Origin of the sequence: Altererythrobacter sp. KTW20L, from assembly GCF_023501975.1 — a bacterium.
GTDB lineage: Bacteria > Pseudomonadota > Alphaproteobacteria > Sphingomonadales > Sphingomonadaceae > Alteraurantiacibacter.
Genome location: NZ_JAMFLH010000011.1, coordinates 42,741 through 61,015, shown reverse-complemented (window position 1 = coordinate 61,015; position 18,275 = coordinate 42,741). Strand labels below are relative to the sequence as shown.

The 18,275-nt window shown below is 63.2% G+C and carries 14 protein-coding genes; 10 read left to right on the top strand and 4 right to left on the bottom strand.

What is annotated here, in order from left to right; all coding sequences use genetic code 11:
• From M3P36_RS11965 to M3P36_RS11930, 8 genes are all read left to right on the top strand, one after another.
• The gene (locus tag M3P36_RS11965) at window positions 1-699 is read left to right on the top strand and encodes a cytochrome b/b6 domain-containing protein (RefSeq protein WP_249703808.1); all 699 of its coding nucleotides are present in this window, start codon (window positions 1-3) and stop codon (window positions 697-699) included.
• A complete protein-coding gene (locus M3P36_RS11960) occupies window positions 686-1,432 on the top strand; it encodes a molybdopterin-dependent oxidoreductase (protein WP_249703807.1) in 747 nt (248 codons plus the stop codon). Before M3P36_RS11965 ends, M3P36_RS11960 begins: the two co-directional genes overlap by 14 nt.
• Window positions 1,433-1,543: 111 nt before the next feature.
• Window positions 1,544-2,866: an SAM-dependent methyltransferase gene (locus M3P36_RS11955; protein ID WP_249703806.1), complete on the top strand. Its 1,323-nt coding sequence runs from the start codon at window positions 1,544-1,546 to the stop codon at window positions 2,864-2,866.
• Window positions 2,827-4,086: a PQQ-dependent sugar dehydrogenase gene (locus tag M3P36_RS11950; protein ID WP_249703805.1), complete on the top strand. Its 1,260-nt coding sequence runs from the start codon at window positions 2,827-2,829 to the stop codon at window positions 4,084-4,086. Before M3P36_RS11955 ends, M3P36_RS11950 begins: the two co-directional genes overlap by 40 nt.
• 31 nt (window positions 4,087-4,117) lie before the next feature.
• Window positions 4,118-5,476 (top strand): MATE family efflux transporter, encoded by a 1,359-nt coding sequence (locus tag M3P36_RS11945; protein ID WP_249703804.1) that lies wholly within the window; start codon window positions 4,118-4,120, stop codon window positions 5,474-5,476.
• A 33-nt stretch (window positions 5,477-5,509) separates the two neighbouring features.
• Window positions 5,510-6,073, top strand: coding sequence for a hypothetical protein (locus M3P36_RS11940; RefSeq protein ID WP_249703803.1), 564 nt, complete (start codon window positions 5,510-5,512; stop codon window positions 6,071-6,073).
• A 69-nt stretch (window positions 6,074-6,142) separates the two neighbouring features.
• Complete coding sequence (locus tag M3P36_RS11935) at window positions 6,143-7,363, top strand: argininosuccinate synthase (RefSeq protein WP_249703802.1); 1,221 nt, start codon at window positions 6,143-6,145, stop codon at window positions 7,361-7,363.
• A 746-nt stretch (window positions 7,364-8,109) separates the two neighbouring features.
• Complete coding sequence (locus M3P36_RS11930) at window positions 8,110-8,646, top strand: septal ring lytic transglycosylase RlpA family protein (protein WP_249703801.1); 537 nt, start codon at window positions 8,110-8,112, stop codon at window positions 8,644-8,646.
• A 775-nt stretch (window positions 8,647-9,421) separates the two neighbouring features.
• On the opposite strand, the gene M3P36_RS11925 is transcribed toward M3P36_RS11930, so the two are convergent.
• On the bottom strand, window positions 9,422-11,029 hold the full coding sequence (locus tag M3P36_RS11925; protein WP_249703800.1) for an SEL1-like repeat protein: 1,608 nt from the start codon (window positions 11,027-11,029) through the stop codon (window positions 9,422-9,424).
• Window positions 11,030-11,180: 151 nt separating this feature from the next.
• On the bottom strand, window positions 11,181-14,078 hold the full coding sequence (gene uvrA, locus M3P36_RS11920) for an excinuclease ABC subunit UvrA (protein WP_249703799.1): 2,898 nt from the start codon (window positions 14,076-14,078) through the stop codon (window positions 11,181-11,183).
• Window positions 14,079-14,526: 448 nt separating this feature from the next.
• On the opposite strand from uvrA, the gene M3P36_RS11915 reads away from it, so the two are divergent.
• A complete protein-coding gene (locus M3P36_RS11915) occupies window positions 14,527-17,004 on the top strand; it encodes a YadA family autotransporter adhesin (RefSeq protein ID WP_249703796.1) in 2,478 nt (825 codons plus the stop codon).
• Window positions 17,005-17,111: 107 nt separating this feature from the next.
• Here the strand turns inward: M3P36_RS11915 and M3P36_RS11910 are convergent, their stop codons facing one another.
• Both M3P36_RS11910 and M3P36_RS15200 read right to left on the bottom strand, forming a co-directional pair.
• Window positions 17,112-17,435: a hypothetical protein gene (locus M3P36_RS11910; RefSeq protein ID WP_249703794.1), complete on the bottom strand. Its 324-nt coding sequence runs from the start codon at window positions 17,433-17,435 to the stop codon at window positions 17,112-17,114.
• Between the two features lie 81 nt (window positions 17,436-17,516).
• The gene (locus tag M3P36_RS15200) at window positions 17,517-17,645 is read right to left on the bottom strand and encodes a hypothetical protein (RefSeq protein WP_283773465.1); all 129 of its coding nucleotides are present in this window, start codon (window positions 17,643-17,645) and stop codon (window positions 17,517-17,519) included.
• A 191-nt stretch (window positions 17,646-17,836) separates the two neighbouring features.
• On the opposite strand from M3P36_RS15200, the gene M3P36_RS11905 reads away from it, so the two are divergent.
• Window positions 17,837-18,274 carry a hypothetical protein gene (locus M3P36_RS11905; protein WP_249703792.1) on the top strand — a complete coding sequence of 146 codons (438 nt, stop codon included), beginning with the start codon at window positions 17,837-17,839 and terminating at the stop codon, window positions 18,272-18,274.
• The last annotated feature ends 1 nt before the right edge of the window (window position 18,275 follow it).

Below are 18,275 nucleotides of genomic sequence, written 5' to 3'. Positions count from 1 at the left end.
ATGGCCGAACGCGGCACGACCCGGAAAAAACGCCATGCGCTCAGCACGCGACTGTGGCACTGGGTGAATGCGCTGAGCTTCTTCATCCTGTTCATGTCGGGCCTGAACATCTCCAACGCCCACCGTTACCTCTACTGGGGCGACTGGGGCTTCATGCCCGAACAGGCCTGGCTGGAAGTGCCACGCTTCCCAGGCTGGATGACGATCCCGAGCTATTACAGCCTCGCCGCCGCGCGTGACTGGCATGTGCTGTTCGCCTGGGTCTTCTCGCTGGGCCTGCTGCTGTTCATGATTGCGGCCTTGCGCAACGGCCATTTCCGGTACGATCTGGTCACGCGCTGGCGCGATTGGAAGCCTTCTGCCGTGTGGGCCGACATCGCCAGGCACCTGAAGTTCGATTTTCGCCGCGAGGGCTCCAAGTACAACTTCCTGCAGAAGGCGAACTATGGGCTGGTTATATTCATCCTGCTGCCGGGCATGATCTTTACCGGCATGGCGATCAGCCCGGGGATGAACGCAGCCTGGCCCTGGCTGCTCGATGTGTTCGGCGGGCGGCAAAGCGCGCGGTCGCTCCACTTCATCTTCGCCTGGCTGCTGTTTGCCTTCACTGTGGGCCATATCCTGCTGGTTTTGTTGACGAAGCCGGACGAGCAGATAGGCGACATGATTACCGGAGGGATCGACGATGAAGCGGCGTAACTTCCTGGCCGCATTGGGCGCGGGATTCCTTGGCGGTTGTTCGGAGATCGGCAAGACCGGCACCTTCAAGGCGCTGGTCGAAGGCGCGCAGGACTGGCACCGCGGCATTCACCGCGCACTTGGCGCAGGCCGCATCACCATGGCGCCTGAATACCACCGCAGCGAGGTATCGCCCCATTTTCGGGGCAACGGCACCACCCGTGTTGGCAAGCCGGAATACGATGCTTCGCGCGATAACGGTTTTGCAGACTGGCGGCTGGCGGTGACCGGGCTAGTCACGACCCCGCTTGAGCTGTCGATGGACGACCTGCGCGCCCTGCCCCAGCGCACCCAGATAACGCGGCACGATTGCGTGGAGGGTTGGAGCGCGATCGGCGAATGGACCGGGCCACAGCTATCCAGCATCCTCGCGCTGGCCGGGGTCCAGCCTGCCGCCCGTTTTGCCGTGTTCCATTGCGCCGATACGCTTGGCAATGCCGACTACTATGAAAGCTGCGACATGGACGATGCCCTGCACCCGCAGACGATCATCGCCCACCTGCTGAATGGCGAGGCTTTGCCAGAAATGAACGGCGCCCCGCTGCGCCTCAGGCTGGAGCGGCAACTCGGCTACAAGCACGCCAAGTACCTGACCGGCATCGAACTGGTGGAAAGCTTCGACCACATCGGGCGCGGCCGGGGCGGTTACTGGGAGGACCGGGATTCGGGATACCAGTGGTATGCGGGGATCTAACCTCGCGCCGGTTCGATGCGAATGAAACGCCGCGCGATAAGCCGCGATTGACTCCACGCAAGGGGGTCGCCAACCTTGCAAGCTGGAGAAACTAGGGGAGACGCGCCGCTCATGTGGTTGCTGGACAAGATGCTGACCAAGGTGATCAAGCAGGGTCGCCTGATCATTACCGACCACGACGGCAAGGTCTATGAATACGGACCGGGTGGCCCCACGAAGGAAAGCGGCGATGCGCCGATCCGCATCCGCCTGACGAACAAGAAGGCTTCGGGCCATATCGCCCGCTATCCGCAGGTCGGCGCGGGCGAGGCGTTCATGTGGGGCTGGCTCCACGTGGAAGAACCGCACGATATCCGCGACATGATCCTGTTCGTCACCGCCCAGACCAAGGCGCGGGGCGACAAGGTGCTCCAGCCGCAGGGCCCGATGAAGCGGCTGATCCAGAAGGCCGCCGCCAAGGCCGACAGCGTCAACCTGAAAGGCAAGGCGCGCAAGAACGCCGAGCATACCTACAACCTCACCCGCCGCCTCTATGAGCTGTTCCTCGATGAGGACCGGCAGTACACCATGGGCTATTACCGCGATGCGGACCCAAGCAAGACCAGCCTCGAACAGGCACAGCGCGACAAGAAGGCGCACATGGCCGCCAAGATGTACATGCAGAAAGCGCGCGAAATGGATCGCCCGATGCGCGTGCTGGATATCGGCTGCGGCTGGGGCGGCTTCGCGCTCTACCTCAACAAGCACTATGGCTGCGAAGTGCTGGGCGTGGCCCTGGCGCCCGACCAGATCGCCTTCTGCAAGGAGCGGGCGAAGGAAGCGGGCGTGGACGACAAGGTCAAGTTCGCGCTGATGGACTACCGCGATGTCGAAGGCACATTCGACCGGATCAGTTCGGTCGGCCTGCTCGAACACGTCGGCACCCCGCACTACCCGCAATTCATGCAGAAAACCGCCGAGCTTCTGGCGCCCGATGGCGTGATGTTCAGCCACTGCTGCGGCCGCGCCGGACCTCCCGGCTTCACCGATGCCTGGACCCGCAAGTATATCTTCCCCGGCGGCTATATTCCTGCCCTCAGCGAGCTTGTCACCCAGTCCGAACGCCACGGCTGGCAGGTGATGGACGTGGAGGCCATGCGCTTCCACTACAGCCACACGCTGGAGGAATGGTACAACCGCACCGTGATGCACCGCGAGGAAATCACGGAAATGTATGACGAACAGTTCTACAAGATGTGGCTGTTCTACCTGGCGGGCGCCGAACAGGCTTTCCGCAACGGGCGCATGGTCAACTGGCAGATCCAGTACGTGAAGGATCGCAATGCCATCCCGATGACCGGCGAATACGTTTATGAGGAGAGCGCCCGCCTGCGCGCGGCAGAGGAGCCGCCAGTGTGGCACCTCGACCCGGCGCTGAAGCAGGCGGCGGAGTAGCGGTGATGGTGGGGCGCCGGCTTGCAGTTTGTGCGACGCTGGCGCTCCTCGCCTCCCCGGTTCTCGCCCAGCAACCGCCCACCGCTGTCCCCTCCCCGCCACTGTCCGACACGCCCTATGTGTTCGAGACGGCAGAGGTCCATCCGATCACCGTCAGCGTGGTAGCCAAAGGCTTCGCCCGCCCCTTTGCCTTCGAATTCCTGCCCGATGGCAGCTTGCTGGTGGCAGAGCGCGGCGGCAATCTGCGCCTGATCCGTGCTGCGACCACATCGCAGGCGGCAAGGGACCCGCAGCCGATTGCCGGAATGCCCCTGCCCGGCACCACCCAGGGCAGCTTCGGTCTGCACGACCTCGCCCTGCACCCGGATTTTGCTTCCAACGGCCTGGTCTATTGGACCTGGAACGTGCCCGTTCCCAATGCCACCGAAGGCGAACCACCGCAGCAGGGCCGCTTTTCGATCATGCGCGGGCAGCTCGCCGATGGCGCGCTGAGCGGCGTGGAGACCGTGTTCGTGGTGGACGAACCGGGATATGCCGGCGGCACCCGCATCGCCTTCGGCCCCGATGGCATGCTCTATGTCACCACCAGTGCGCCGTTCGGGCCGGAAGGCCAGGATCTCGCCAGCCCCTATGGCAAGGTGCTTCGCCTCACCGCCGATGGCGCAATCCCGGCGGACAATCCCTTCGCCAGCCAGCCAAACGCGCACCCGGCGATCTACAGCCTCGGCCACCGCGACCAGCACGGCCTGATGGTCCTGCCCACGGGCGAGGTGTTCAGCGCCGAACACGGCCCCAGCGGCGGTGACGAGCTGAACCTGATCGAGCCTGGCGCAAACTACGGCTGGCCCGCCGTCACGCTGGGCCGCAATTACGATGGCAGTGCCATCGAGGCGCGGCGACAGGCTGACGGCATGGTGGACCCGCTTGTCGCCTGGCTCCCCTCCATCGCGCCTTCGGGCTTGCTGCACTACACCGGCGACGCCTTCCCCGCCTGGCAGGGCAATCTGTTCATCGGCAGCAGCAGGCGCGGCGGCGTGAACGGCACCGGCGGGCTGGAACGCGTGGTATTCGGCGAGGACTGGGGCGAACTGCGCCGAGAGACCCTGCTCACGCCCTTGCACCAGCGCGTGCGCGACGTGGCACAAGGTCCGGACGGGCTGGTCTATGTGCTGACCGACGGGCCGGAGATGGCGGTGCTGCGCCTCGCCCCCGCGCCATAGCCCGCGCAACAGCACTGCCGGATAGTTCCAGTTGACCAATAGAGCCGCCTCCGCGCCCGCGTTGACCCGCGGCGCGATCTTCCAGCAAGCCTGGCCGATCATGCTGGGCCAGGCGTCGATTCCGCTGGTCGGCATGGTCGATGCGGCGGTTATCGGGCGCACGGGGGATGCCGCCGCCCTGGCCGGTGTCGCGCTTGGCGCTTCGGTCATCACCATGATCTTCTGGAGCTTCGGCTTCCTGCGCATGGGCGTGACCGGCCTCGCATCGCAGGCCGACGGGCGCGGCGACACGTCAGAGGTTCGCGCCTTGGCCCTGCGCGCGCTAGTCCTGGCGCTGGTTATCGGTGCAGCACTGCTCGCCGCCAGTATACCCCTGCGCGCCGCCGCCTTCGCCATCCTTTCGGGCAGCGAGGCTGTGACCACCGAGGCCGATCTCTATGTCGCCGCCCGCCTGCTTGGCGCACCGGCCGCTCTCGGTAGCTATGCGATCACCGGCTGGCTGCTCGGCCTTGGCCGCACCCGCGCCGCGCTGGTGCTGCAACTGGTGATGAATGCCGTGAACATTGGGGCTGACCTGTGGTTTGTCTGGGGCCTGGGCATGGGTGCAGAAGGCGTCGGCTATGGCACGGCCCTGGCGGAACTTGCTGCGCTTGTCACCGGGCTGCTGCTAATGGGCCGCGTGCTGGATCGCAGCCTGATCGCCATGATCCGGACCGTACCGGCCGGCACTCTCACCGACAGGGCAGCACTGGCCCGGCTGCTGGTCGTCAACCGCGATATCATGGTGCGGACCCTCGCCATGCTGCTGATGTTCACCTGGTTCGCCAATGCCGGGGCACGGCTCGGCGCAGTGCAACTGGCGGCCAATCATGTGCTGCTGCAGTTCGTCAGCCTGGCCGCCTTCGTGCTCGATGCCTTCGCCTTTACCGCCGAGGCGCGCGTCGGCCATGCAATCGGCGGGCGCGACAAGCCGCGCTTCGTGCGCAGTGTGCGGCTGGCGAGCGAATTCTCGCTGGCGGCAGGCCTGGTGCTGGCCCTGCTGTTCCTGGCTCTGGGCGAGCACCTGATTGCCTTTATCGCCACCGACCCTGCTGTGCGGGCCGAAGCGTCGCGCTACCTGCCGTTCGCCGCCGCCATTCCGCTGCTCGGCATGCCCAGTTGGTTACTCGACGGCGTGTTCATAGGCGCAACCCGCGGAGTTGCCCTGCGCAACGCCGCGGTGATCGCGGCGGCGCTCTATCTTGCGCTCGACCTGGCATTGCGCGGCGCGGGCAACCTAGGCGTATGGATTGCCTTCTCTGCCAGCTACCTGCTGCGGGCAGGAGCGCTCGGCCTGTACCTCCCCGCGCTGCTGCGCGATTTCCCGAAGCCGTCCGACAAGGCGGGTTGACGCGGCGGGACGGCTCGGGGATTTTGCCTAAGCATGTCCTCCCTGTTCCACCGCTGGCGCGAGCCATCCAGCCACCTCGCCCTGCTGTTGGCCGCTGCGCTGGCCATGCTGCTTGCCGCCCTGCCCGCCCAGGCAGCGGTCACCGTGCATTTCCACTCGTTCAACGGGTCGGTCCTGTTCGGCCGCTTCCCGCACACCTTCGTGGTGTTCGAGGGGACGCTGGATGACACCGGCACGGTGGTAAACGAGAACTTCGGCTTCACCGCCAAGTCCACCACCCAGGCGATCAGCGGCCCGGCAGAGCATGACATCGTTGTGGAGGAGCCGGACCAGATCCGCCGCACCAACCGCCATTTCAGCGTCGTGCTGACCGATGCCCAGTACCGTCGCCTGCGCGAGGAGGTGGAGACCTGGCGCAACCAGCCGGGGCGCTACTACAGCCTCGACACCCGCAACTGCGTCCACTTCGTCGCCCGTATGGCCGAACTGATCGGCATCCGCGCCGATGTGCCCGCCAACATGGTCCGCCGCCCGCGCGCTTGGCTCAACTATGTCACGCGCAACAACCCGCACCTGGGCGCCGACGAGGTCCGCTGACCTCAACGGCGTTGCGACTCTCCCCGCCGCCTGTTAGGCGCGCCGCGACTTTGCAGACGGGAACCTCACATGTCCGATATCAAGCGTGTTGTCCTTGCCTACTCCGGCGGCCTCGACACCAGCGTCATCGCCAAGTGGCTTTCGGTCGAGCGCGGGCTGGAGGTGGTCACCTTCACCGCCGATCTCGGCCAGGGCGAGGAGATCGAACCGGCGCGCACCAAGGCGCGGCTGATGGGCATACCCGACAACCACATCTATATCGAGGACCTGCGCGAGGAATTCGTGCGCGATTTCGTCTTCCCCATGATGCGCGCCAATGCCCGCTATGAAGGCGACTACCTGCTGGGCACCTCAATTGCCCGCCCGCTCATCTCCAAGCGCCTGGTCGAAATCGCCCACGAGACCGGCGCCGATGCCATCGCCCATGGCGCCACCGGCAAGGGCAACGACCAGGTGCGGTTCGAGCTTTCGGCCTATGCGCTCGATCCCGACATCAAGGTCATCGCCCCGTGGCGCGAGTGGAACCTCACCAGCCGCACCGCGCTGATCGCCTGGGCCGAAGCGCACCAGATCGTGGTGCCCAAGGACAAGCAGGGCGACAGCCCCTTCTCCACCGACGCCAACCTCCTGCACACCTCGTCCGAGGGCAAGGTGCTGGAGGATCCGTGGGTCGAGACGCCGGACTACGTCTATTCGCGCACCGTCAACCCGGAGGACGCGCCCGACGCGCCGGAGTACATCACCATCGAATTCGAACGCGGTGACGGCGTGGCGCTGAACGGCGAAGCCATGTCGCCCGCTACCCTCCTCACCGCGCTCAACGAGCTTGGCCGCAGGCACGGCATCGGCCGGCTGGACCTGGTCGAGAACCGCTTCGTCGGCATGAAGTCGCGCGGCATGTACGAGACGCCGGGCGGCGAGATCTACGCCCGCGCCCATCGCGGGATCGAACAGATCACGCTGGATCGCGGCGCCGCCCACCTCAAGGACGAGCTGATGCCGCGCTATGCCGAGCTGATCTACAACGGCTTCTGGTTCAGCCCGGAACGCGACATGCTGCAGGCCGCGATCGACCTCAGCCAGCAGAAGGTCAGCGGCACCGTGCGCCTCAAGCTCTACAAGGGCATGGCCAGCGTGGTCGGCCGCAAGTCGCCGCACTCGCTGTATTCCGAAGCCCACGTCACTTTCGAGGACGACGCCGGGGCCTACGACCAGAAGGATGCGGCGGGCTTCATCAAGCTCAATGCGCTCCGCCTCCGCCTCCTCGCCAGCCGCGACCGCAAGGCGTAAACGCTCCGCACCCTGCGACGAACCGTTGACTTATCCACCCTTGTCCACCGCGCAATTTGCGTGCGGTGGATAAGTCGGCGCGCGCAATATTGCCCGACTCAGGACAGCGGCGCATCTTCCACTTGTCAGCCACGGAGACCCGCTCCCACGAAGGATCGCCTGCCGATCCGGACCGGAAGGGCCGAAGTGAAAGACGCGGCGGGAAAGCCACCGCGCGGACTAGGGAAGGTGCCGGAAACACCCGCAAGGGCAATCCGAAACCCGACTGATCGACCCCGCGCAAGGCCCAACTGCCGGACAGGCCGGACAGCAATTCCGGCCGCCGAGGAACCGCCAAGCCCCCTGGCAAAAGCGGCTCCGTTCGAGGCGGCAGGCAGAGCAACCCGGTCTCGGACCGCCACGCGGCAAGGGACAGATCCGGGGTAAAACCCGTCATCATACCCGGCCACGGCAACGATCCGGCACCGGCGCGAGCGCCGGGCGACATAGCCAAGCGGCCCACCTTCGGGCGAGCCATGAGGCGACACGCCAGGCGCAAAGTACCATGCTTCGGCACGGTCCACACGCCGGTGAGAGTGGGGTCGGCAGCAATGCCGGCCCCATTTCTGTTGTGCGCTCCATTCCCCGCCCGCACCCCGAGTCCGCCCGCACTTGTCCTCCGGATTACGACCAATTGTGGCGCAAAGGAGGCAGACAGAGCCCCGACGGGTAGCATCCGCGCGCCCACCCGCCTATCCGCCTTGCCCATGACGGGACCCGAAGCCCCCCGGCCCCGCGCCACCCGGACCCAGGTCCGCTGGCTCCTGGCCCTCTCCGCCACCGTGGCGCTTGGCGTAGGCCTTGGCACTGCCGGCCAGGCCCAGGTCAGCACCGAGACCGCCGCCCTGGCCCCTGCCGTTGCCGCCACCACGCCGCCTGCCCTGCGCTTCCAGCCCAGCGCCGAAGCCGCTGCCGAACTTGCGGCCCCCGTCGCCAGCCCGCTCGCCACCCCCCTCGGCACCGGCAGCGCCAGCTACTATGCCGACAAGTTCCACGGCCGCCGCACCGCCAGCGGCGAGGCGTTCGACCAGGCCGCCTATACCGCCGCACACCGCACCCTGCCCTTCGGATCGCTGGTCCGCGTGACGAACGAGGCGACCGGCGCCAGCGTGGTGGTCCGCATCAACGACCGCGGCCCCTTCATCCGCGGCCGCGAAATCGACGTCAGCCGCGCCGCCGCCGAGGAACTCGGCCTGATCCGCCCCGGCCATGCCGAGGTGGCGCTGGAACTGCTCGAAGACTGAGCCTTCCCGCCTGCCGGACAAAGGTGACAGAAGTGACAGGGTGTCACTTTCGTTTTCGCCCTGTTTTCGTGCAATCCCAGCATGTTGCGCCCAAGTGGACAAAGTGACACCCCCCCCGGGAGACTTGCGCCTCTTTCCCCGCGTAGCGCCGTTGCGCGCCCAACCCAACTTCCCGCCGCATCCCACTTCGTCATTCCCGCGCCCCACTTCGTCATTCCCGCGCCCCACTTCGTCATTCCCGCGCCCCACTTCGTCATTCCCGCGAAGGCGGGAATCCAGTCCCCCTTCCGCAACTGGATCCCCGCCTTCGCGGGGATGACGAATATTGCGGGCAAAAGCCCCTCCCCTTCGCGCCTTTGCGTGAGAAATCTCTTATCCCCCTCCTCTTCAGGGGAGGGGCAAGGGGTGGGGGCGCCAAAGCACAACCTCACAAAACAACCCCCGCCGCCCGCAGCATCATCGCCAGCCCGCGCGGATGATCCGGCCCCAGGATCAGGGCCTCGTTAGCCAGGTGCCGCGCGAGCTGGTCGGGCGGCATGGACGCCCACCAGGGATCTTGGCACCAGGGTTCAGGCGCCACCGCGCACCCCTCCCCGATCCGCCCCGCCGCCACATGCCCCCGCCAGCGCACCAGGTCCTCCCCCGGCACCGAGCACTCCCCCGGCGTAGTGGAGAGAAAGCGGGCGGACGGAACAGGAGCAGCCACGGCGAGGCCTCACGGATTGCGGAAAGGGGCAACCGGGTAAGGCATGGATTGGGGGGTGTAGGAAAGGGGCTAGCGCTTTACCTCCAACAGTAATCGCTCCATCATATCTTTTTGTTCTTCTAGTTGCTGATGATCGCTAACAACACGGCGGAGGGAAATTACGCGAGATTTGCTATCAAGTGAAAATCCGATCGGGAACAAAATAACCCTGACCTCATCATCAGATACGCGAGCGGCAATCACTCTTCTTTCCGAAAAATCCAAGAGGCCAGCACCTTTACGATTAATTTTTCCTTCATAGCAGAGCCCTCTTGCAGCTAAAACTCCCAAATGAATTTCTTCTCCAACCTGCATTCCAACGCGGACGTCTGCCGTTCCATTTATCCCAATTTCATTGTCTTCTGAGATGAATAGCCCCTCAATCGAATAATCTCCACCGGCCTTCAAGAAGGAGAAAGCAGAAAACACTAGCGACTTATACTTGGTGTCCTGTTCACGAGCATGTTTCTCGAGCTTGTCGCGTTCCTCATCGACTCTCTTCCTAGCAACACTAACTTTGACCTTCGCATCCGCAAGAGCGGCCTCCGCCTCCGTCGATAGGTGCAAACTAAAAGCATCTTCAAGAACCTTCTCGGCGCGCGCAATATATCCGGCATGCGCAAGATTTCTTGCGAGATTTGCGTGCGCCATAGCATCACCACTCTTTATCGCTCTCTCGAAATAGTCGGTCTCCACCGCTGTATTGTCACTTACTATAACACCCATATTATTTGCGGCGCTGATGTATCCATCATCTGCACAGTAAAGCTCTCGATACCTCTCAAAGGAAACAAGCTTCGTATCAGGAATACTGCCATAAGCGTAAGCTATCTCAAACAGCTCATTCTTATCGAAATTCAATGATAATGCAATTTCTCTGTAGAATATCGTATCGAAAATATTATCTGTTTGAATAACACTAGATAGTTCTCGAAACATGCTTGAGATATCAATATCGCTACTTGAAATTTTCAGTCTGCTGACCACGAACTGAAAGGCCCGATCTGTGCTGAACAGCGTGGCATGCATTCGCACACCTTCCCTCAGAACGTACTGCAAATTATCCTCTGATGAGCGAATAAGCGCCTGCTCCAGACAATCGCTTGCCTTTTCCGCCTCATGAAGCCGAACGTAGCGCCGAATAAGATAAATTAAGGGCCATACCCAAGTAGGATTAGCAGCCGCCAATTTTTGATATTCTACATCTTCATTCAGCACACCTAATTCGTGCTTCTTATTTATATAGGTGCACTGCCAAAAATCAGGATCCTTAGAAAAGCTTTCGGTAATGCGAAAGCTCGAAAACGCTGAATCGAGTTCTTCAATTGAGCCGGCAAGGAAGAAGTGGACCGGGCCCGCTTTCTCTGGTTGGAGAACGCCATCCTCGTCTCTCTCGCCAATCCCACTGCCAGAAATTGGTCGAGAGGTTATCTCGTCTTCAGAGGTAACGGATTTGTCCGCAGTCGCTGTGACGCTCTTCTGGGAATCTGTCTCAAGATTGAACCAATCCTTTACGCCGAATTTCAACGACCCCTTTTTAGAAGTGATTCTGAAAATTGTGACGAGGATGCAAACTGCTGCGATAATTATCGCAATTGGCCACCCAAGCGCTTTTGCAAGTTCGATGAAGTTGGCCACTAGAATCCCCCATTATAAGTTCGCTCGTATACCTCTCCACAAATATGCCAAAATCACAACATCGGTGCCAGATACCGCCCCGTATAGGACCGCGGCTCCTTCGCCACGTCCTCCGGCCCCGGAATGAATCCGGGGCAGGCTCGTTCCCGTGTCACTTTTCCAAGAGAGGCCGGAGATAGCGGCCGGTGTAGCTCCGTTCATTCTTGGCAACTTCTTCGGGAACGCCGACCGCGATAATCTCGCCGCCGCGCACGCCGCCTTCCGGCCCCAGGTCGATCACCCAGTCGGCGGTCTTGATCACGTCGAGGTTGTGTTCGATCACCACCACCGAATTGCCCTGGTCCACCAGCCGGTGGAGCACTTCGAGCAGTTTGCGGACATCCTCGAAATGCAAGCCCGTGGTCGGTTCGTCGAGGATATAGAGCGTCTGCCCGGTGGAGCGGCGGGCCAGTTCCTTGGCCAGTTTCACCCGCTGCGCCTCGCCACCCGATAGCGTGGTGGCCTGCTGGCCGACCTTGACATAGCCGAGGCCGACTTCGTTCAGCATGTGCATTTTGTCACGGATCGGGGGCACGGCCTTGAAGAACTCCTCCGCGTCCTCGATCGTCATGTCGAGCACGTCGGCGATGGACATGCCCTTGAACTTCACCTCCAGCGTTTCGCGGTTGTAGCGGCGGCCGTGGCATTCCTCGCAGGTCACATAGACATCGGGGAGGAAGTGCATCTCGATCTTGATCAGGCCGTCGCCCTGGCACGCCTCGCAGCGGCCGCCCTTCACGTTGAAGCTGAAGCGCCCCGGCTTGTAGCCGCGCGCCAGGCTTTCGGGCAGGCCGGCGAACCAGTCGCGGATCTGGGTGAAGGCGCCGGTGTAGGTGGCCGGGTTCGATCGCGGGGTGCGGCCGATGGGGCTCTGGTCGATCTCGATCACCTTGTCGCAGTGTTCGAGGCCGGTGATCCTGTCATGCGCGCCGGCAATGACCCGCGCATTGTTGAGCGCGCGGGCGGCGCCGGCCTGCAGCGTGTCGATCGTCAGGCTCGATTTGCCCGAACCCGATACGCCGGTGATGCAGGTGAAGGTGGCGAGCGGGATCGTGGCGGTCACATCGCGCAGGTTGTTGGCCCGCGCGCCGTGGACCGTGATCTTCTTGCCGCTGCCCTTGCGCCGCTTGGCCGGAATCGCGATTTCGCGCGTGCCGTTGAGATAGGCGGCGGTGAGCGAGTTCTTCGCCTTCAGGATATCCTTCAGCTTGCCCTGCGCCACCACCTCACCGCCATGCACGCCCGCGCCCGGCCCGAGATCGACGATATGGTCGGCGGCGCGGATGGCGTCCTCGTCATGCTCCACCACGATCACCGTGTTGCCGAGGTCGCGCAGCCGCTTCAGCGTGGCGAGCAGCATGTCGTTGTCGCGCTGGTGGAGGCCGATGGAGGGTTCGTCGAGCACGTAGAGCACGCCCGACAGGCCGCTGCCGATCTGGCTGGCGAGGCGGATGCGCTGGCTCTCGCCGCCGCTGAGGGTGCCGCTGGTGCGATCGAGGTTGAGGTAATCGAGGCCGACGTTGTTGAGGAAGCCGAGCCGCTCCACGACCTCCTTCAGGATGGCCCTGGCGATCTGGTTCTGGGTGTCGGTCAGCTTGTCCGGCAGGTCGGTGAAGAAGGCCAGCGCATCGGACACGGAGAGGCGCACCGGGCCGGAGATGTCGCTGCCCGCCATTTTCACGCACAGCGCCTTCTCGTTCAGCCGCGCGCCGCCGCAGGTCTCGCACGGCTGCGCGGTCTGGAAGCGGCTCAGCTCCTCGCGCATCCAGGCGCTGTCGGTTTGCATGAGGCGGCGGTTGAGGTTGCCGATCACGCCTTCGAACGCTTTCTCGACGGTATATTCCTTGCGCCCGTCCTTGAACGTGAGCGCCACCTTCTTGCCGCCGGTGCCGTAGAGGATGATGAGCTGCACCTCGCCGCCCAGCTCGTTCCACGGCGTGTCGAGATCAAAGCCGTAGGCCTTGGCCAGGCTGGCCAGCACCTGCATGTAATAGGGGCTTGGCGGGTTGGACTTGGCCCAGGGCACGATCGCGCCCTTCTTCAGCGTGAGGCCTTCGTTGGGCACCACCAGCTGCGGATCGAACAGCATCTTCTCGCCCAGGCCATCACAGGTCGGGCAGGCGCCTTGCGGGGCGTTGAACGAGAACAGGCGCGGCTCCACCTCCTCGATCGTGAAGCCGGAGACCGGGCAGGCGAACTTCTCGGAGAACACGATGCGGTTGGGCGGCAGGCCTGCGCCCTTGAGGTTGCCGCCCGATGCGGCCTCCTCCTCGCGCCCCGGAACCACGCCATCGGCCAGATCGACAAAGGCCAGCCCCTCGGCCAGCTTGAGCGCGGTTTCGAAGCTGTCGGCCAGCCGCGTCTCGATCCCCGGACGCACGGCGATGCGATCGACCACCACTTCGATATCGTGCTTGAACTTCTTGTCGAGCAGCGGGGCATCGGCGATCTCGTAAACCTCGCCGTTCACGCGGACGCGGGTGAAGCCGGCCTTCTGCCATTCGGCCAGCTCGCGCCGGTATTCGCCCTTGCGACCGCGCACCACGGGCGCGAGCAGGTAGGCGCGCGTGCCTTCGGGCAGGGTCATCACCCGGTCGACCATCTGGCTGACCGTCTGCGCGCTGATCGGCAGGCCGGTGGCGGGTGAATGCGGCACGCCCACCCGCGCCCACAGCAGGCGCATGTAGTCGTAGATTTCGGTGACGGTCGCCACGGTGGAGCGCGGATTGCGGCTCGTGGTCTTCTGCTCGATCGAGATCGCCGGCGACAGGCCGTCGATATGCTCCACATCGGGCTTCTGCATCATCTCGAGGAACTGACGCGCATAGGCGCTCAGGCTCTCGACATAGCGCCGCTGCCCTTCGGCATAGATCGTGTCGAAGGCGAGCGACGACTTGCCGCTGCCCGACAGACCGGTGATGACGATCAGCGCATCGCGCGGCAGATCGATATCGATGCCCTTGAGATTATGCTCCCGGGCGCCGCGGACGGAAATGTGGGTGAGTGCCATGGCGGCGATGTGGTGCCTGTGTTCGACTAAGTCCAGTAGGGCTTAAGAACAGGATCGCTCCGGCCCGGCGAATGAACCATGTTCCGCAAATGTTCACCCGAGTCAATCAGTGACCAGAAGCGTCCTGCGATTTGGCGAGAGGACCATTCGCCAATCGTCGGAATGTTCTTTTGTGTCCCTGTAACTGCCAGCCCTAGTACGCCCGCCAAACTGCGCGGGCACAGGCGCCAACAACGCGCAACGATCTGCATAGTTTCAGGCCCGACAGCGGTTCGACGCGTTTTTGTTTCATGCTAGACCATAATGAAAGTTTTATAACTTACTTTAAATAAACGCTATATTTCTTTGTTAACTATGTCTGTTTACCTTTTTTTAACCTTTTCATTGCAACCTCCGCTCGCGATAGCAGAGCACTTTTCTTGGACGGGAGATCAAGAGGAGAGCAATCGTGAGGATCAACAAGACAAATCGCCTGCGGGCCTGCCTGATGGCATCGGCAACCATGGCCATCGTCGCCCCGGGGTCGTTCACAGCAACGGCCCAGGCCCAGACCTTGCAGCCCGTGGTCGATCTGTGCACCGGCATCACCCTGCCCCGCTCGGCAGTCACCGAGATCATCGGTGCGGTTAACCAGCCGATCGTCAACCAGGTCGAGAGCACGGTGAACGGCCTCACGACGGTGACGCTGATCCTGGCCCCGCTCGCTTCCCTCACTGACCTTGATATCGACCTGACCACGATCCTGGCCGATGCCGCTGCTGGTGACCCGATCAGCCTGCAGATCCTCGATACCGACGGCAACGTCATCACCGCTTCGGACGATTGCAACGTGACAGCAGACGGCTTCGCCCTGAACCAGGAAGGTGGCATTGCCATCGGCGGCAATGCAATCACCGGTCTTGGTGCCAACGGCCAGGCGGCAACGGCTGGTGAAATCGATGCAATCGCCTTTGGCAACAATGCCAGCACGGCGGTGGGAGCAACCGGCGCGGTGGCGATTGGCACCGACGCTTCAGCCACGGCCGTCAACAGTGTCGCGCTGGGCGCCGGTTCGGTTGCGGATCGCGGCCCACAAACCGGTTACGCGGCCCCGGGCCTTGCAGGTACTTTCGATTCCGCCGGCTCGGTGTCGGTAGGATCTGCCGGAGCCTTGCGCCAGATTACCAATGTCGCGCCCGGCACGGCCGCGACCGATGCGGCAACCGTGGGGCAAGTCCAGGGCGCACTCGATGCCATTGCCGATCTCGGCACGCTTGGCGTGCAATACGATGACGCAACGCAGGCCTCGGTAACCCTTGGTGGAGCAGGCGGCACCACGGTTACCAATGTGGCAGACGGCGCAGTCAGTGCGGCATCGAGCGATGCGGTAAATGGTTCACAGCTCTTCGCCACGAACACCCAGGTGGCGACGAACACCGCAACGATCAGCGTGAATGGCGGCAACATCGCGACCAACACGGCCGACATCGCGGCCCTGGACACGCAGGTGACAACGAACACGACAAATATCTCCACGAATACCGCCGATATCGCTGCACTGGACACCCAGGTGGCAACCAACACCACCAACATCTCCAGCAACACCGCCGCAATCGGCACTCTGCAGACCGATGTGACCACGCTGCAAACCGATGTGACGACGTTGCAGACTGATGTAACCACCCTGCAGACCAGCGTGACGACCAACACGGCCGACATTGTCGACCTGCGGGCCGATGTGGATGTTAACACGTCCGATATCGCCGACCTGCAGGCGTTCAGTGCCGATGCCGTGCGCTATGACGATGCGAGCCACACCTCGATCACCTTCGACGGGGCTGGTGGCACGACACTGTCAAACGTTGCGGCAGGCGCTCTCGATGCCACATCGACCGAAGCGGTGAACGGCTCGCAATTGTTCGCGACCAACCAGCAAGTGGCCACAAATACGACCGACATCACCAACATCGATGCGCGCGTCACGGTCAACGAAGGCGACATCGCCAATCTGGAAACAGATGTCACCAACATCGATGCGCGGGTCACCGTCAACGAAGGGGACATTGCCAGCCTTGAGACCGATGTCACCAACATCGACGCGCGGGTCACCACCAACACCACCGACATCGCCAATGTCGATACGCGGCTTACTGTGAACGAAGGCAATGTCACCGTGCTGCAGCAGCAGGTGGCCAATGTCCCGATCCGCTATGTCTCGAACGCCGATGGATCGACCCCCAGCACTGTTCCGACCGACACGGTAGCATTGGTTTCGGCCAGTGGCGGAGCGGCCACGCTGACCACCGTGGCGGCCGGAGAGCTTTCTGCCGGATCGACCGATGCGGTCAATGGCGGGCAATTGTTTGCCACCAACCAGCAGGTGACGCAAAACACCACCGCGATCACCACGATCAACAACAACCTGGCCGGTAGCACTGTGGTGGCAGTGCAGTATTCCGACCCCGACAACCCCACGCAGAGCAACGGCGGCACCATAACCAACGACGTCACCTTCGTGGGGGCTGACCCTGGCCTGCCGGTGCGGGTGCACAACGTAGCTAATGGCCTGACTGCCACCGATGCGGTGAACCTCGGACAGATGCAGGCCGGGCTGGCCTCGACCCTGGCTGATGCGCGCAGCTATACCGACGAACGGTTCAATGCGCTTAGCTTCGATCTCGGCAACCTGGGCTCGGACGTGCAACGGCTGCGGCGCGATGCCTTTGCCGGTTCGGCCGCAGCGATGGCCTTTGCCGGCATCCCGCAGACGATGGAGGAAGGTCGCTCAATGGTCGGCGGAGCGATCGGTCACTTCCGCGGGCAGACCGCATTCGCCATCGGCGCATCGACCACGCTTAACGATGGCGCTGCAGTGGTAAAGGCGGGTGGCACGCTCGACACACGCGGCAAGGGTGGCTTCTCCGCCGGAGCCGGGTTCAGCTTCTGATCCACTGAACCCCAAAACGACAGGGGCCGCGGCAGCTTCGGTTGTCGCGGCCCCTCGTCATTGGCAGGAAGGCTGCTATCCCCGTACAGCCGGTGCCATGGCGGCGCTCAAGGTGCCTTCCTACCAAGGAATAGCCCGTCCAGATCAGTCCGTTCCGTGGACGGCGGACCGCCCGCCTCGCCATTGAAGGCGCTGATCCCGAAGATCGCGGCCACCTCGTCGGCTTTGGGGCCGTAGAAGGTCCCGCGCAATCCGCAGCGGTTGCATGCCGTGCTGATGGTATTGCCCTCGATCAGGCTGTCATAGGCGAAGGTGCCGAAGTTGCGTGAAGCGCCACCTTCCAGCGCCGTGCCCTGGATGTTCAGGGTGGTGGAAATGCGCGCCGAACTGCCGCTGAACAATTCGCTGAAGGTCAGGTCGGGAATGTTCACGTACAGTAATTACCGAAAGATTGGCGAAATCGACCAGCATCGTTCCCGTACCGGCGAAAGCGGACAGCCCGCTATTGATCGTCACGAAATCCCGGCATCGCGCGCGTTATCGGCGAAAATGAACAGTTCGGCGGGGCTCAGTACGACTTGCACGTCATCGCCGGGCGCTGCCTCGTCCGTTGCCTGCGAAACGGCGGCCTGCGAAGCCATCGGGCAGGTAAGAATGGCAAGCAAGGCCAAGGACATTCGGATCATTGTCGCTCGACGGGCAATAACACGGCGCTTGTCCATTCAGCTGCCTGCCCGGCCGTGAAAAAGCCGCGCATACGGCCCCGACTGTTCATGATGGAACGGGTTCGTGATAGACTGGGAGGACAGAACAACCACTGGAGTCTGCACCGATGCACAGTACCCTTCACACTTGCCTTGCGCTGACGCTGGCCACGGCGGGCATGGTTGTTGCGCCGCCTGTGGCCGCACAGGAAAAGGCTCCCGCCAGCGTGGCCGACGCCTTCGCCAACCTTGAGGATGAGGCGAAGTCGCCCGACCCTGAGGCCGAGACACGGGCAAAGCTCAATCGCGAACAGGCCGAATTCGCCGCTCGCCAACTGGCCGAGAACGAAGCCAGCCGCCTTGATGTGGAACGCTACGAACGAGAGATGCGCGAGCACGAGGCGACCCTTGCCCGCATGAAGGCAGAGGAAGCAGCCGCCCAGCAAGCATACGAGGACGAACGACTGCGGCGCGAGCGTGAACACGAAGCCGCGATGGACCGCTGGCGGGCCGATGTAGCCGCGTGTCAACGGGGCGATCTCAGCCGCTGCGCCCCGCTGCCCTGAC

Coding starts and splice junctions, on each gene's coding strand:
- M3P36_RS11940 (WP_249703803.1), top strand. CDS start 5,510: ATGTCCTCCCTGTTCCACCGCTGGCGCGAGCCATCCAGCCACCTCGCC.
- M3P36_RS11935 (WP_249703802.1), top strand. CDS start 6,143: ATGTCCGATATCAAGCGTGTTGTCCTTGCCTACTCCGGCGGCCTCGAC.
- M3P36_RS15200 (WP_283773465.1), bottom strand. CDS start 17,645: ATGGCTTCGCAGGCCGCCGTTTCGCAGGCAACGGACGAGGCAGCGCCC.
- M3P36_RS11905 (WP_249703792.1), top strand. CDS start 17,837: ATGCACAGTACCCTTCACACTTGCCTTGCGCTGACGCTGGCCACGGCG.
- M3P36_RS11965 (WP_249703808.1), top strand. CDS start 1: ATGGCCGAACGCGGCACGACCCGGAAAAAACGCCATGCGCTCAGCACG.
- M3P36_RS11955 (WP_249703806.1), top strand. CDS start 1,544: ATGTGGTTGCTGGACAAGATGCTGACCAAGGTGATCAAGCAGGGTCGC.
- M3P36_RS11930 (WP_249703801.1), top strand. CDS start 8,110: ATGACGGGACCCGAAGCCCCCCGGCCCCGCGCCACCCGGACCCAGGTC.
- M3P36_RS11960 (WP_249703807.1), top strand. CDS start 686: ATGAAGCGGCGTAACTTCCTGGCCGCATTGGGCGCGGGATTCCTTGGC.
- uvrA (WP_249703799.1), bottom strand. CDS start 14,078: ATGGCACTCACCCACATTTCCGTCCGCGGCGCCCGGGAGCATAATCTC.